Annotated in this window: 12 protein-coding genes; 1 reads left to right on the top strand and 11 read right to left on the bottom strand. The window is 61.5% G+C overall.

Translation table 11 applies throughout. The features are described from left to right. The first annotated feature begins 121 nt into the window (after positions 1 to 121). The gene (locus DK261_RS25730) at positions 122 to 382 is read left to right on the top strand and encodes a hypothetical protein (protein ID WP_016701688.1); all 261 of its coding nucleotides are present in this window, start codon (positions 122 to 124) and stop codon (positions 380 to 382) included. 120 nt (positions 383 to 502) lie between these two features. Here DK261_RS25730 and DK261_RS25725 read toward each other — a convergent pair whose 3' ends face one another. The 11 genes from DK261_RS25725 to DK261_RS25675 form a co-directional block, all read right to left on the bottom strand. Next, positions 503 to 1,474, bottom strand: coding sequence for a peptide ABC transporter ATP-binding protein (locus DK261_RS25725; protein ID WP_016701689.1), 972 nt, complete (start codon positions 1,472 to 1,474; stop codon positions 503 to 505). Beyond that, positions 1,474 to 2,442 (bottom strand): ABC transporter ATP-binding protein, encoded by a 969-nt coding sequence (locus DK261_RS25720; RefSeq protein WP_009046966.1) that lies wholly within the window; start codon positions 2,440 to 2,442, stop codon positions 1,474 to 1,476. Before DK261_RS25720 ends, DK261_RS25725 begins: the two co-directional genes overlap by 1 nt. Before the next feature lie 10 nt (positions 2,443 to 2,452). Beyond that, a complete protein-coding gene (locus DK261_RS25715) occupies positions 2,453 to 3,379 on the bottom strand; it encodes an ABC transporter permease subunit (RefSeq protein WP_110176759.1) in 927 nt (308 codons plus the stop codon). A gap of 11 nt (positions 3,380 to 3,390) precedes the next feature. Next, the gene (locus DK261_RS25710) at positions 3,391 to 4,401 is read right to left on the bottom strand and encodes an ABC transporter permease subunit (RefSeq protein WP_023969582.1); all 1,011 of its coding nucleotides are present in this window, start codon (positions 4,399 to 4,401) and stop codon (positions 3,391 to 3,393) included. Between the two features lie 73 nt (positions 4,402 to 4,474). After that, a complete protein-coding gene (locus DK261_RS25705) occupies positions 4,475 to 6,070 on the bottom strand; it encodes an ABC transporter substrate-binding protein (RefSeq protein WP_009046968.1) in 1,596 nt (531 codons plus the stop codon). Between the two features lie 81 nt (positions 6,071 to 6,151). Then, a complete protein-coding gene (locus DK261_RS25700) occupies positions 6,152 to 7,573 on the bottom strand; it encodes an OprD family porin (protein ID WP_009046969.1) in 1,422 nt (473 codons plus the stop codon). Between the two features lie 171 nt (positions 7,574 to 7,744). Next, complete coding sequence (locus tag DK261_RS25695) at positions 7,745 to 9,346, bottom strand: ABC transporter substrate-binding protein (protein ID WP_110176757.1); 1,602 nt, start codon at positions 9,344 to 9,346, stop codon at positions 7,745 to 7,747. A 305-nt stretch (positions 9,347 to 9,651) separates the two neighbouring features. Continuing rightward, positions 9,652 to 11,277 carry an ABC transporter substrate-binding protein gene (locus DK261_RS25690; protein ID WP_009046971.1) on the bottom strand — a complete coding sequence of 542 codons (1,626 nt, stop codon included), beginning with the start codon at positions 11,275 to 11,277 and terminating at the stop codon, positions 9,652 to 9,654. A gap of 66 nt (positions 11,278 to 11,343) precedes the next feature. Beyond that, complete coding sequence (locus DK261_RS25685) at positions 11,344 to 11,823, bottom strand: hypothetical protein (RefSeq protein WP_177411728.1); 480 nt, start codon at positions 11,821 to 11,823, stop codon at positions 11,344 to 11,346. A 263-nt stretch (positions 11,824 to 12,086) separates the two neighbouring features. Then, a complete protein-coding gene (locus tag DK261_RS25680) occupies positions 12,087 to 12,650 on the bottom strand; it encodes a helix-turn-helix domain-containing protein (RefSeq protein ID WP_009046972.1) in 564 nt (187 codons plus the stop codon). A gap of 214 nt (positions 12,651 to 12,864) precedes the next feature. Continuing rightward, positions 12,865 to 13,581: an SIMPL domain-containing protein gene (locus DK261_RS25675; protein WP_009046973.1), complete on the bottom strand. Its 717-nt coding sequence runs from the start codon at positions 13,579 to 13,581 to the stop codon at positions 12,865 to 12,867. Between the last annotated feature and the right edge of the window lie 294 nt (positions 13,582 to 13,875).

Raw genomic sequence — 13,875 nt, 5'->3', positions numbered from 1 at the left:
ATAGATAGCTTGCTATCTGGCAAAGCACCGGCTTCGGGGCTAGGTTTCATACGAAGCCTCGCCTTGCAGGTCAGGGCCTGTGGCCATTATTGATTCACCTACGCAAAGGGACGGAATCAACATGAATGTTTTCCAACGGGTTGTGCTGTTGCTCAAGGTGCTGGTGCTGTTGTCGCTCGGCCTGTCTGCGGCCTGGGCCAGTGACCAGGCGGCGCGGGTGCCGGGTTTCTGGGGGCCTGGGCATCTGCAGAACGGGGTGCAGATGATCGCCAAGTCGGAGTCCGAGCCGGGCGATCAGGGGCAGGGTGGCAGCGCGGACGATGACGATGCGACGACCGACGAGCCGGATACCGACAGCGAAGACGAGGCTAGCCAGGGCTGAGCTTGCGTCTGCGGAAAAAAGAAAACCCCCTCTGCCGGACTGATGCGCAATCCGACAGAAGGGGCTTGGTCAACACTGATCAGGCGCCGCGAGCAACCGCGGCGCCTTTTTCTTGCCGGGTCAGCCGAGGAACTGCTCGGCGTAATGGCAGGCCACCTGGCGGGTGTCGAGCAGGCGCAGGGCCGGCTCTTCGGTGCTGCAACGCTCGGTGGCATACGGGCAGCGCTTGTGGAACGCGCAGCCGGATGGCGGGTTCAACGGGTTGGGCAATTCACCGACAATCTTGATCTTCGGCTTGTCCGGGTCCGGGTGAATGGTCGGCGTGGCCGACAGCAGCGCCTGGGTGTAGGGGTGCAGGGGACGGGTGTAGATGTCCTCTTTCGGGCCCATTTCCACCGGCCGGCCGAGGTACATTACCATCACGTGGTCGGCGACGTGACGCACCACCGCCAGGTTGTGGGAGATGAACACGTAGGCGGTGTTGAACTCCTGCTGCAGGTCCATGAACAGGTTCAGCACCTGGGCCTGGATCGACACGTCGAGGGCCGAGGTCGGTTCGTCCGCCACCAGCACTTTCGGTTGCAGCATCATCGCCCGCGCCAGGGCGATACGCTGGCGCTGGCCGCCGGAGAACATGTGCGGGTAGCGCTGATAATGCTCGGGGCGCAGGCCCACCTGCTTCATCATCGCCTGGACCTTGTCCCGCCGCTCGCTGGCCGACAGCTTGGTGTTGATCAGCAGCGGTTCGGCCAGTTGATCGCCGATCTTCTGCCGGGGGTTGAGCGAGGCGTAGGGGCTCTGGAACACCATCTGCACGTCTTTGCGCAGTTGCTTGCGCTGGGCCTTGTCGGCGCCGGCGACTTCCTGGCCGGCGATTTTCAAGGACCCGGAGGACGGCTCTTCGATCAGTGTCAGGGCGCGGGCCAGGGTGGATTTGCCGCAGCCGGACTCGCCGACCACCGCGAGGGTCTTGCCGGCTTCCAGCTCGAACGACACGCCGTTGAGGGCGCGCACGGTCGCATGGCCCTTGAACAGGCCGCGGGACACTTCGTAGTGGCGGGTCAGGTTGCGGGCGGTAAGAACGACGGCCATTACGCCACCTCCTGATTCAGCGGGTAGAAGCAGCGCGCGAGGCTGGCGGCTTTCGGGTCGAGGCTTGGACGTTGCTGACGGCAGTTTTCCTGCACGTACGGGCAGCGTGGCGACAGCAGGCAACCTTGCGGACGGTCGTAGCGACCGGGAACGATGCCCGGCAGGGTCGACAGGCGCGCCGCGCCCATGCTGTGCTCGGGAATCGCCGCCAGCAGCGCTTCGGTGTAAGGATGGGCGGGGATGTCGAACAACTCCGGCACCTTGCCCACTTCCACCGCTTGCCCGGCGTACATCACGCACACGCGCTGGGCGGTTTCGGCGACCACGGCCAGGTCGTGGGTGATCAGCACCAGGCCCATGTTCTGCTCGCGCTGCAGGTTGAGCAGCAGGTCCATGATCTGCGCCTGGATGGTCACGTCCAGGGCGGTGGTCGGTTCGTCGGCGATCAGCAGTTTCGGCTCGCCGGCAATCGCCATGGCAATCGCCACGCGCTGGCTCATGCCGCCGGACAGTTGGTGCGGGTAGGCGTCCATGCGGCTGGCGGCGCCCGGGATCTCGACTTTTTCCAGCAGTTCGATGGCGCGCTTGCGGGCCGCCTTGCCGGACATCTTCAGGTGCAGGCGCAGCACTTCCTCGATCTGGAAGCCCACGGTGTAGCTCGGGTTCAGCGCGGTCATCGGGTCCTGGAAGACCATGGCCAGGTCCTTGCCGACGATCTGCCGGCGTTGCCGGGCGCTGAGCTTGAGCATGTCCTTGCCGTCGAAGCTGAGGGCGTCGGCGGTGACGATGCCGGGATGCTCGATCAGCCCCATCAGCGCCATCATGGTCACGGACTTGCCGGAGCCGGATTCGCCCACGATGGCCAGGACTTCGCCCTTGTCCACGTTCAGGTCCAGGCCATCCACCACGGGAACGGCCTGGGCGTCGCCGAAGCGCACGTTGAGATTCTTGATTTCTAGCAGTGACATGGGAATCTCCTCAGGCGGCGTTCTTGAGTTTCGGGTCCAGCGCATCGCGCAGGCCGTCGCCCATCAGGTTGATTGCCAGCACGCTGAGCAAAATGGTCAGACCGGGCAGGCTCACCACCCACCAGGCGCGTTCGATGTAGTCGCGGGCCGAGGCCAGCATGGTGCCCCACTCAGGGGTAGGCGGCTGGACGCCAAGGCCGAGGAAGCCCAGGGCCGCGGCATCGAGGATCGCCGAGGAGAAGCTCAGGGTCGCCTGGACGATCAGCGGCGCCATGCAGTTGGGCAGCACGGTGATGAACATCAGGCGCGGCAGGCCGGCACCGGCCAGGCGCGCGGCAGTCACGTAGTCGCGGTTGAGCTCGTCCATTACCGCGGCGCGGGTCAGGCGCACGTAGGACGGCAGCGATACCACGGCGATGGCGATCACGGTGTTGATCAGGCCTGGGCCGAGGATGGCGACGATCGCCACGGCCAGCAGCAGGGACGGCAGGGCCAGCATGATGTCCATCAGACGCATGATGGTCGGGCCGAGCAAGCGCGGGAAGAACCCGGCGAACAGGCCCAGGAGGATGCCCGGGATCAGCGACATGACCACCGATGACAGGCCGATCAGCAGCGACAGGCGCGAACCAGTGATCAGGCGCGACAGCAGGTCGCGGCCCAGTTCGTCGGTGCCGAGGATGAATTGCCATTGGCCGCCTTCGAGCCAGACCGGCGGGGTCAGCAGGAAGTCGCGGTATTGCTCGCTCGGGTTATGCGGGGCGACCCAGGGCGCGAAGATCGCGCAGAAGATCACCAGCAGCATGAACAGCAGGCCGGCCACCGCGCCCTTGTTGCGCGAGAACGCCTGCCAGAATTCCTTGTACGGCGAGGGGTACAGCAGGCTTTGATCCACGGCCACGGCGGATACGGCTACTGAGGAGGTTGGAGTGCTCATGAGTATTGTCCTCAGCGCTGGTGGCGAATGCGTGGGTTGGCAAAGCCGTAGAGGATGTCCACCACGAAGTTGACCAGGATCACCAGGCAGGCGATCAACAGGATGCCGTTCTGCACCACGGGGTAGTCCCGGGCGCCGATGGCTTCGATCAGCCATTTGCCGATGCCGGGCCAGGAGAAGATGGTTTCGGTCAGGACCGCGCCGGCCAGCAGGGTGCCGACTTGCAGGCCGACCACGGTCAGCACCGGGATCAGCGCGTTGCGCAGGCCGTGCACGAACACCACGCGGGCGGGCGACAGGCCCTTGGCCTTGGCGGTGCGGATGTAGTCTTCGCGCAGCACTTCGAGCATCGAGGAACGGGTCATCCGTGCGATCACCGCCAGCGGAATGGTGCCGAGCACGATGGCCGGCAGGATCAGGTGGTGCAGGGCGTCGAAGAAGGCGCTGGTGTCATCGGCCAGCAGGGTGTCGATGAGCATGAAGCCGGTTTTCGGCTCGATGTCGTAGAGCAGGTCGAGCCGTCCGGAAACCGGGGTCCAGCCCAGGCTCACGGAGAAGAACATGATCAGGATCAGGCCCCACCAGAAGATCGGCATCGAGTAGCCCGCGAGGGAGATGCCCATCACCCCGTGGTCGAACAGCGATCCTCGTTTCAGCGCGGCGATAACCCCGGCCAGCAGGCCGATCACGGCGGCGAACAGCATCGCGGCCGAGGCCAGTTCCAGGGTCGCCGGGAACAGGGAAGTGAATTCGCTCCACACACTCTCGCGAGTCCGCAGGGATTCACCCAGGTCGCCCTGGGCGAGTTTGCCGATGTAGTCCAGGTACTGGGCATACAGCGGTTTGTTCAGACCAAGGCGTTCCATTGCCTGGGCATGCATCTCAGGGTCTACCCGGCGCTCGCCCATCATGACTTCCACGGGATCGCCGGGAATCATGCGAATCAATGCGAACGTCAGCAAGGTGATGCCGAAGAATGTGGGAATCAACAACCCCACACGGCGGGCAATAAAACTAAACATCTTCTGGTGTACCTCATCAGCCGGTTAGGCGTGTCCGGCATCCCTGGGGTCAGGGATGCCGGGCGTTTCTTATCTACTTCACCTGGGTGGTAGCGAAGTTGTTGGTGGTCAGGGGGCTCTGGTGGTAGCCCTCGACGTTCTTGCGCATTGCGGTGAACATTTTCGGATAGGCCATGGGGATCCAGGGTTGTTCCTTGTCGAAAATGTCCTGGGCCTGTTCATAGAGTGCGGTCCGTTTGGCCGGCTCGGACTCGGCGCGGGCCTGATCGATCAGGCTCTGGAACGCTTTATTGCACCAGCGAGCGTAGTTTTCGCCGTTTTTGGCGGCCTCGCAACTGAGGTTGGGGGTCAGGAAGTTGTCCGGGTCCCCGTTATCCCCCGCCCAGCCGGCGGAAACCATGTCGTGCTCGCCGTTCTTGGCGCGCTTGAGCATCTCGCCCCATTCCATGACGCGGATGTCGATCTTGAGGCCGATCTTCGCCAGGTCGGACTGCATCATCTGCGCGCCGAGCAGCGGGTTGGGGTTGGTCGGGCCGCCGCCGTTGCGGGTGAACAGGGTGAAGACCGTGCCTTCCGGCACGCCGGCTTCCTTGATCAGGGCGCGGGCCTTGTCCAGGTCGCGGGCCGGGTTGCCCAGGCTGGCGTTGAAGCCCAGCAGGGTCGGCGGGTAGGGGCCGGTGCCGACCACCGCGTTGCCCTTGCCGTACAGGCTGTTGACGTAGGCTTCCTTGTCGAAGGCAATGTTGATGGCCTGACGGACACGCGGGTCGCTCATGTATTTCTTGGTGGTGTTCAGGGCGACGTAGCCCACGGTCATGGCGGCCAGGTCGTCGACCTTCAGGTTGGTGTCGGCCTTGATGCTCGGGATGTCGTCGGGTTTCGGATACAGGGCGACCTGGCACTCGTTGGCCTTGAGTTTCTGCAGGCGCACGTTGTTATCGGTGGTGATCGCCAGGATCAGCGCGTCGGCTGGCGGCTTGCCACGGAAGTAGTCCGGGTTGGCCTTGAACCGCACCTGGGCGTCCTTGGCGTAGCGCTGGAAGATGAACGGGCCGGTGCCGATCGGCTTGCTGTTGAGGTCGCCGGGCTTGCCGGCCTTGAGCAGCTGGTCGGCGTATTCGGCCGGGAAGATCGAGGCGAAGGCCATGGCCACGTCGGCCAGGAAGGGGGCTTCGCGACGGGTCAGGGTGAAGACCACGGTGTGGTCGTCGGTTTTCTCGACGCTTTTGAGCAGCTCCTTGAAGCCCATGCTCTCGAAATAGGGGAAGCCCACGCTGGACTTGTCATGCCACGGGTGTTTCGGGTCCAACTGGCGCTGGAAGCTCCAGAGCACGTCGTCGGCGTTCATCTCGCGGGTCGGCGTGAAGTAATCGGTGCTGTGGAACTTGACGCCTTTGCGCAGGTGGAAGGTGTAGGTCAGGCCGTCCGGGCTGATCTCCCAGGACTCGGCCAGGGCCGGCTCGATGTCCGTGGTGCCGGGCTTGAAGTCCACCAGGCGGTTGAAGATGGTTTCCGCCACCGCGTCGGCAGTGACTGCAGTCGTGTACTGGACCATATCGAAGCCTTCCGGGCTGGCTTCGGTACAGACCACCAAGGGCTTGGCCGAGACGCCTGCGGCGACGCTCAGCAGTGCGGCAGCGATGGCCGCTCTCAGGGATAGCATTTTCATCTAGAACCCTCTGCAATCGGTTGAACCAGAGTAGCTGGAATGGCGAATTCATCATGAATTCGCCAACCAGCCGGTGTGTTTTTAGAGAATGTTGAACGGGATGGTGGTGACCAGACGGAACTCGTTGATGTTGCCGTCGGCCTGGTGTTCGCTGGCCCGGTGCGTAGTGTAGGTCGCACGAATGGCGGTGGCCTTGAGCGGACCACTCTGGACTGCATAAGACGCGCCAATGCCGTATTCGTAGTGGGTTTCGCCATCCATCAGGCTCAGGTCGCCGCGCTTGGCGCCTGGGTCGGTGTAGGCGGTGCCACGGTAGTGGGTACCGTCAATGCCCCAGCCACGTGCCTGGTAGATGTTGAACTTCAGGCCTGGTACGCCGTATTCGGCCATGTTGAGGCCGTAGGCGATCTGGAAGGATTTCTCGTTCGGGCTGTTGAAGTCCGAAAGCAGGGAGTTGGCCAGGTAGATACCGTTGGTTTCGTGCAGGTAGTCGAAGTACTCGTTACCGTTCACTTCCTGGTAGGAGAAGGTCAGGCTGTGCGCCTGGTGAGCCAGGCCGAGCGACAGCGAGTAGGTGTCGTTGTCGATCTCGCCCATCAACTTTTTGCCTTCGTCGACGGTCTTGTAGTAGTTCAGGCCGGTGGTCAGGCTCAGCACCTGGCTGTCGCCCAGTTCGTGGGTGGCGCCGAAGTAGTACTGGTTCCAGAAGTCTTCGACCTTGGCGCCATACAGGCTGGTCTTCAGGCTCTTGAACGGCTGGTAGTTCACACCTGCGGTGTAGACCTTGTCGGTTTCCACGCCGGTGGCGGAGTACTCGGTACGGAATTTCGACAGGCTCTGTTCGCTTCGTGGCGAAACGCGGTCGAAGCCGGCCAGGTCGAACGACAGGTTGTTCAGTTCTTCGCTGTGCAGGCTGATGCCTTCAAAGCTGGAAGGCAGCGCACGGTTGCCGATGACGTCGATGATCGGGGTGCTGAAGTTCTGGCGACCGGCGGTCAGCGTGGTATTCGATACCCGGAACTTGACGTTGGCCAGGCCCAGTTTGCTCCACTGATCTACCGCGTCGCCGTTGGAGTCCGCCAGGGTACGGTTGGAGCCACCGGCAATGTCCTTGCGATCACGGTCCAGCGCGATGGCGTTGTAGGCAGCCACTTCGGTGCTGACGCCAACGGTGCCCTGGGTGAAACCCGAGGTGTAGTTGAGGATGGTGCCCTGGACCCAGTTGATACGCCGGGCGGTCGGGGTCTTGGGTGCAGTGGGATCGTTTTTGACGCTGTTTTTCTTGTAGCTGAAGGTGTCGTCACGACGCTTCAGTTCATTGGCGTACCAGTTGCGGGTGGTGCCCCCAAGGCTCTGTCCGTCAATGAAACCCTTGGCTTCGCTTTGGGCGTTGGTACCGGCCAGGGTCGTCGGAACGAATTCCTGGCTCACGCTTTCCGCATGGGCCATGGCCGTGATGCTGCTGATGGCCAGGGCCAGTAACGCGGTGTTGCTCGGTTTCATGGGTGAAGCTCCTTTGCTTTCTTTATTTTTATGCCGGTCTTTTTGGTTGACCGGCTTTTGCTTTACAACTCATTCAAGGCATCGCAAACGTTTGCATGAGGCGTGAGCGCCGAATTCAGGCAACAAATTTGCGTGGGGGCGAATATCGCCCCCAGCGGCCTGGCTAATCATTTATTGGTCGATGCTGACGCCCGAGAACACGTTGCGGCCGAAAGGGCTGACCTTGAATCCTTCGACTTTGGCGCTCAACGGCTGGTTGACCGTCGAGTGGGCGACAGGGGTGATCGGCACCTGCTGCTTGAGCAACTGCTGGGCCTGTTGGTAGAGCACCGTGCGCTGTTCGCGATCGGTGACGATCTTGGCCTGCTTGATCAGCTTGTCGTACTGCGGGTCGCACCACATGGAGTAGTTGTTGCCGCCAATGGCGTCGCAGCTGTACAGGGTGCCGAGCCAGTTGTCCGGGTCACCGTTGTCGCCGGTCCAGCCGATCAGGCTGATGTCGTGCTCGCCATTCTTGGTGCGCTTGATGTACTCGCCCCATTCGTAGCTGACGATTTTCACTTTCAGGCCGATCTTGCCCCAGTCGGACTGGAGCATTTCGGCCATCAGCTTGGCGTTGGGGTTGTAGGGACGTTGCACGGGCATGGCCCAGAGGGTGATTTCCGTGCCTTCCTTGACCCCGGCGGCCTTGAGCAGCTCACGGGCCTTTTGCGGGTTGTAGGCGGCGTCCTTGATGCTGGTGTCGTAGGACCACTGGGTCGGCGGCATGGCGTTGACTGCCAGCTGGCCTGCGCCCTGGTACACGGCGTTGAGGATGCCTTGCTTGTTCACCGCCATGTCCAGCGCCTGGCGCACTTCGAGCTGGTCGAAGGGCTTGTGGCGAACGTTGTAGGCGATGTAGCCGAGGTTGAAGCCGGGCTTTTCGATCAGTTGCAGTTTCGGGTCTTTTTTCAGCGCTTCGACATCGGCTGGCCGCGGGTGCAGGGTGACCTGGCATTCACCGGCCTTGAGCTTCTGCACGCGCACCGAGGCATCGGTGTTGATGGCGAAAATCAGTTGGTCGAGCTTGACCCGGCTCGGGTCCCAGTACTGCTTGTTGGCGGTGTAGCGGATGTTCGAGTCTTTCTGGTAGCTCTTGAACACGAACGGCCCGGTGCCGACCGGCTTCTGGTTGATCTCGCTGGGCTTGCCGGACGTGAGCAACTGGTTGGCGTATTCGGCCGAGAGGATCGCGGCGAAGCTCATGGCGATGTTCTGGATGAACGCGGCGTCCACCGAGTTCAGGGTCATCACCACGGTCAGCGGCCCGGTCTTCTCGACCTTGGCGATGTTCTTGTTCAGGCTCATCCCGTTGAAGTAGGGAAACTCGGTCGGGTAGGCCTTACGGAAAGGGTGCTCGGCGTCGAGCATACGGGTGAAGGTGAAGACCACGTCGTCGGCGTTGAAATCACGCGTCGGCTTGAAGTACGGCGTGGTGTGGAACTTCACCCCTTCGCGCAGGTGGAAGGTGTACTGCAGGCCGTCCGCGGAAATATCCCAGCGGGTGGCCAGGCCAGGCACCACATTGGTCGCGCCTTTTTCGAACTCCGCCAGGCGGTTGTACAGCGGCTCCGCCGCGTCGTTGTCGGTGGCGGTGGTGTATTGCGCGGTGTCGAAACCGGCCGGGCTGCCTTCGGAGCAGAACACCAGGTTGTTGCTGGCCGCCAGGCTGGCGGAGGTTGCGGTCAACAGACCGGTGCCCAACAGGGCGGATAAAACCAGAGAATGACGCATGACGCTCCCTCTCCCTTTTTATTGTTTTGATCGATGAGCAGTCGCCCCATCCGGAGGCGGTCATGTCATTGATCCCAAGTCTCGCTTGCAGCAAATGCCGGGCAATGGATGCACCACTCCATGCTTTGACGGTAGGGGTCGCCGCATGGGTAGTAAATGCCAAAGAGCCTGAAAGACATGTAGGGAACTTCCGAAATGCCCGTACTCACCACGATGGGGCGCAGCAAGAGGAAGAGCGTTCGAGTTCCGGCAGTCCTGGCAGGTAAGGCAACGGCGACGTCAGGTGACGTCGCCGTTGCAGACCCTTATTTGCTGATGCTGACGCCGTAGAACGAGTTCAGACCAAAGGGGCTGATCTTGAAGTCCTGCACGTTGGCGCGCATGGGTTGGAACACCGTCGAGTGGGCGATAGGTGTCATCGGGACTTGGTCTTTGAGGAGGTGTTGCGCCTGCTTGTACAGCTCGGTGCGTTTGGCCACGTCCGGGGTGGCTTTGGCTTGTTTGATCAGTGCGTCGTACGGCTTGTCGCACCATTTGGAGAAGTTGTTGCCGTTCATGGCGTCGCAGCCGAACAGGGTGCCGAGCCAGTTGTCCGGGTCACCATTGTCGCCGCTCCAGCCGATGATCATCGCCTGGTTCTCGCCGCCTTTGGAACGCTTGATGTACTCGCCCCATTCGTAGCTGACGATGTTGACCTTCAGGCCGATCTTCGCCCAGTCGGACTGCAGCATTTCAGCCATCAGCTTGGCGTTCGGGTTGTACGGACGCTGCACGGGCATGGCCCACAGGGTGATCTGGGTGCCTTCCTTGATGCCGGCTTCCTTGAGCAGCGCCTTGGCTTTCTCAGGGTCGTACTTGGCATCCTTGATGGTGTCGTCATAGGACCACTGGGTCGGTGGCATGGCGTTGACCGCCAGCTGGCCCGCGCCCTGGTAGACCGAGTCGATGATCTGCTGCTTGTTCACCGCCATGTCCAGCGCCTGACGGACCTTGAGGTCGGCCAGTGGGTTGGCGTCAGTGCGGCCCTTGAGCACAGGCATCACGTTGTAGGCGATGTAGCCGAGGTTGAAGCCGGCCTGCTGCGGCAGCTTGAGGGTCTTGTCCTCGCCCAGGGCCTTGAGGTCGGCCGGACGTGGGAACAGGGTGACCTGGCATTCGTTCTTTTTCAGCTTCTGGATGCGTACCGACGGGTCGGTGGTGATGGCGAAGATCAGGTTGTCGATCTTCACGTCCTCAGGCTTCCAGTACTCCTTGTTGCCGGTGTAACGGATGTTGGAGTCTTTCTGGTAGCTCTTGAACACGAACGGGCCAGTGCCGATCGGCTTCTGGTTGATGTCGCCCGGCTTGCCTTCCTTGAGCAACTGGTCGGCGTACTCGGCGGACTGGATGGAGGCGAAGCTCATCGCCAGGTTCTGGATGAACGCGGCGTCTACGGTTTTCAGGGTGAACTTGACGGTCTTGTCGTCGACTTTCTCGACCTTGGTGATGTTGGTGTCCATCCCCATGTCGGTGAAGTAAGGGAATTCGGTCGGGTACGCCTTGCGGAACGGCATGTCCTTGTCGAGCATGCGGTTGAACGTGAAGAGCACGTCGTCGGCGTTGAAATCACGGGTCGGCTTGAAGTACGGCGTGGTGTGGAATTTCACCCCATCGCGCAGATGGAAGGTGTAGGTCAGGCCATCGTCGGAAATGTCCCAACTGGTCGCCAGGCCAGGAACGACGGCGGTGCCGCCACGCTCGAACTGGCTGAGACGGTTGAAGATGGTTTCTGCTGAGGCGTCGAAGTCGGTTCCGGTGGTGTACTGGCCTGGGTCGAAACCGGCCGGGCTCCCTTCGGAGCAGAACACCAGGTTAGTCGCTGCCTGGGCGAAGGGTGCGCTGGCGAGCAAGCCGGCGCTGACTAAAAGCGGAATGACTGCTTGTTTGAACATGGTGGCCTCATGATTTGTTGTCATTTTTGGTGTAGAGGGCGACCTTATGAGTCGACCCGCCGATACTTATGCAGGCCCCATACCCAATGCAAGATGCGGGGCTGTCACAAGTATCAAGGAGTGGAACGAACGTACAGGAATGACGCATTTGTATAAATATTGACGAATTTGACCGTATGCGCTGGCTTTTTCTGGTGCATGGGTTGCCTTCTTGCGGGGCATCCAGGGCGAACCGTGCCTCCGATTGGTGCGTCGCTGGAGCGGGTGTCGACTGGCTTCTGGTTGAGCCGCCTGGCCTGTCTGGCGCAAATGTTTGGCGCATTGGGTTGACCGGATGAAGTAGAGCGGCTTGCTGAGGGAGGCCGTGGAGAACGGATGCCCGGGATCTTGCAGGCGATGGCGGGTGAACAGCACATCGTCGGCGGTGTTGACGTTGTGGCTCGCAGTGAAGTTGTCACTGTGGAGGTTGCGGGTGGCGTGTGACGGTGGGACGCCGAGGATCAGCCCCGCTGTCTGCCAAACCTGGAGCGGAAAGGTCTTACGCATGCAAACCTCAATTTTTTCTTTTTCTGGGGCGCATCTGAGGATTGGCCTTGTGGGCCGGGACAACTCGCCTTCTATGGGGAATGGATGCACCCCCATGGACCCTGTGTGGCGACGGCGATCGCTTGTTATGTGGTTGATTGACGATTCGCCGATGCCGAAATTAAGTCATGCTGAAATCGTGGTCAACGAAAATTAAGCGTGACTAACATTTCTCTTGCGCACAGGGTGTCTGTGAGGTTGCGCAGGCGACCATGGGCCGGGTTTCAGGCCGCTGAATGGTCGTCGAACAGGCCCATGGTCGTGACGGTCAATACTTCTGCCGGGTCGTTGCCGGCGTTAGCCAGGTAGTGCGGTTTGGTCGAGTCGAAGTGCACCGAGTCGCCGACGCCGAGGGGATACTGCTGCCCCTCGATGGTGTAGACAATCTGCCCCGCAAGAACGTAGGAGAACTCGGCGCCATCATGGGAAATCAGTTCCGACTGGTAGCCCACCGGTATGTTCATCTTCACCGCGTTGATCAGGTTGCCGGGAAAGGAACTGGACAGCCGCTCGTAGGACAGGGGCTGGCCTTCGATGGTGTAGCGCACCCGCTTGCCGTCGTGGGAGTCGGGTTGGGCCTGGGTCGGCTGGTCGAAGAGGGCGTTCAGCGGAACGTTCAGAGACTTGGCAATGTTGACCAGGGAGGAGATCGAGACTCCGGTGAGATTGCGTTCCGCCTGGGAGAGAAAACTGGCGGTCAGACCGGATTCGCTGGCGATCTGGCGCAGGGTTTTCTTGGCGGCGCGGCGATAGCGACGCAGGCGTTCGCCGATGCGATCTGCGGTCATTTGGAGAGACTCTTATAGGAAAGGCGCAGTATACCCGGTGGACATCAATGACGTCTGATGGGCGACCGAGGTCGGTAACTTTAGCATCACCGACCTGGCCGAGTTCAGCCCCCCAAGGCGAGGCCCTCAGGCTCGGGTTGAAATAGAGGGTAGAAAAAAGGCGGTAACCCGATTTTGCTGGAGGTTACCGCCGTTTCGGAAGGCAGGGAAAACGTTACTGCATCAGCACTTCGATCGAGCCATCGGCGGTCATGCTGACCTGGCTGGTACCGGCTTCGACTTCCGGAGTGACCGGCGCCGCATCCATGCCCGCGGCTTTCATCATCATCTGGCCACGCAGGTACGGCTGTGGATAACCGTTGCTGTTGAGGTTCAGGTTGACGATCTTGTAGCCCTTGCCGCCCAGCGCTTCGGTGGTCAGTTGCGCGCGTGCCTTGAAGGCGTCGACCGCTTCCTTGAGCAGCTTGTCTTCGCTGGCCTTGCGGGTCGGATCGGCGATGGCGAAGTCCATGCCACCCATTTTCAGATCAGTCAGCAGTTCGCCAGTGAGCTTGGACAGCGCGGCGAAGTCCGAGCTTTCCAGGCGCAGCTCGGCGCGTTCACGCCAGCCGGTGATCTTCTGGCCCTTGGTGTCGTAGATCGGGTAGCTGTTGCGGCTGCCCTGGCGCAAGGTGATGTCCTTGACCTGGCGTGCCTGGCCCAGGGCCTTGTTCATGGTGGTGGTGATTTCCGCGGCGAGCTTGGCCGGGTCGGCGTTCTGCGATTCGCTGTAGAGGGTGACGATCATCAGGTCGCGGGCCACTTCCTGACTGACTTCGGCGCGCAGGGAGATCTGATTGTAATGAAGCTCATCGGCGGCCACGGCCGGCAGGCTGGCGAGGGTGCCGGCGCTGAGGGCGAGAAGGGCGGCGCTGCGACTGAATGTATGCATGAAAACTCCTTGAGTGCGGTCCGCAGGTATTGGGTCCCAGCCTGCGTGAAACCATCAGACTCTAGCTTTTATTGTCTGGTTCGGCCCGTTAACAACTTCTATACATCTATTACCCAATACCAACTGCGGGGGCTTTGGTAGCCGCTGGCGAAGCCTGCGCTCGACTGCGCAGCAGTCGCAATCTGTTCGCGAGTCGGACTCCGGGATGGGGATGGCGAGCGCCTTGCGCTCTATCGCGGGCAAGCCTCGCTCCTACAGGCAAATGGTGCTTTTGCAGGCAAGGCTTGCCTGCGA

Source organism: Pseudomonas sp. RW409 (assembly GCF_003184125.1).
GTDB classification, from domain to species: Bacteria; Pseudomonadota; Gammaproteobacteria; order Pseudomonadales; family Pseudomonadaceae; genus Aquipseudomonas; species Aquipseudomonas chlororaphis_I.
This window is presented reverse-complemented; position numbering and strand designations above follow the sequence as displayed.

Bases quoted from the DNA above. Each gene is read 5' to 3' on its own strand.
- DK261_RS25720 (WP_009046966.1), bottom strand. From the start codon at position 2,442: ATGTCACTGCTAGAAATCAAGAATCTCAACGTGCGCTTCGGCGACGCC.
- DK261_RS25700 (WP_009046969.1), bottom strand. From the start codon at position 7,573: ATGAAACCGAGCAACACCGCGTTACTGGCCCTGGCCATCAGCAGCATC.
- DK261_RS25715 (WP_110176759.1), bottom strand. From the start codon at position 3,379: ATGAGCACTCCAACCTCCTCAGTAGCCGTATCCGCCGTGGCCGTGGAT.
- DK261_RS25685 (WP_177411728.1), bottom strand. From the start codon at position 11,823: ATGCGTAAGACCTTTCCGCTCCAGGTTTGGCAGACAGCGGGGCTGATC.
- DK261_RS25710 (WP_023969582.1), bottom strand. From the start codon at position 4,401: ATGTTTAGTTTTATTGCCCGCCGTGTGGGGTTGTTGATTCCCACATTC.
- DK261_RS25725 (WP_016701689.1), bottom strand. From the start codon at position 1,474: ATGGCCGTCGTTCTTACCGCCCGCAACCTGACCCGCCACTACGAAGTG.
- DK261_RS25730 (WP_016701688.1), top strand. From the start codon at position 122: ATGAATGTTTTCCAACGGGTTGTGCTGTTGCTCAAGGTGCTGGTGCTG.
- DK261_RS25690 (WP_009046971.1), bottom strand. From the start codon at position 11,277: ATGTTCAAACAAGCAGTCATTCCGCTTTTAGTCAGCGCCGGCTTGCTC.
- DK261_RS25680 (WP_009046972.1), bottom strand. From the start codon at position 12,650: ATGACCGCAGATCGCATCGGCGAACGCCTGCGTCGCTATCGCCGCGCC.
- DK261_RS25675 (WP_009046973.1), bottom strand. From the start codon at position 13,581: ATGCATACATTCAGTCGCAGCGCCGCCCTTCTCGCCCTCAGCGCCGGC.
- DK261_RS25695 (WP_110176757.1), bottom strand. From the start codon at position 9,346: ATGCGTCATTCTCTGGTTTTATCCGCCCTGTTGGGCACCGGTCTGTTG.
- DK261_RS25705 (WP_009046968.1), bottom strand. From the start codon at position 6,070: ATGAAAATGCTATCCCTGAGAGCGGCCATCGCTGCCGCACTGCTGAGC.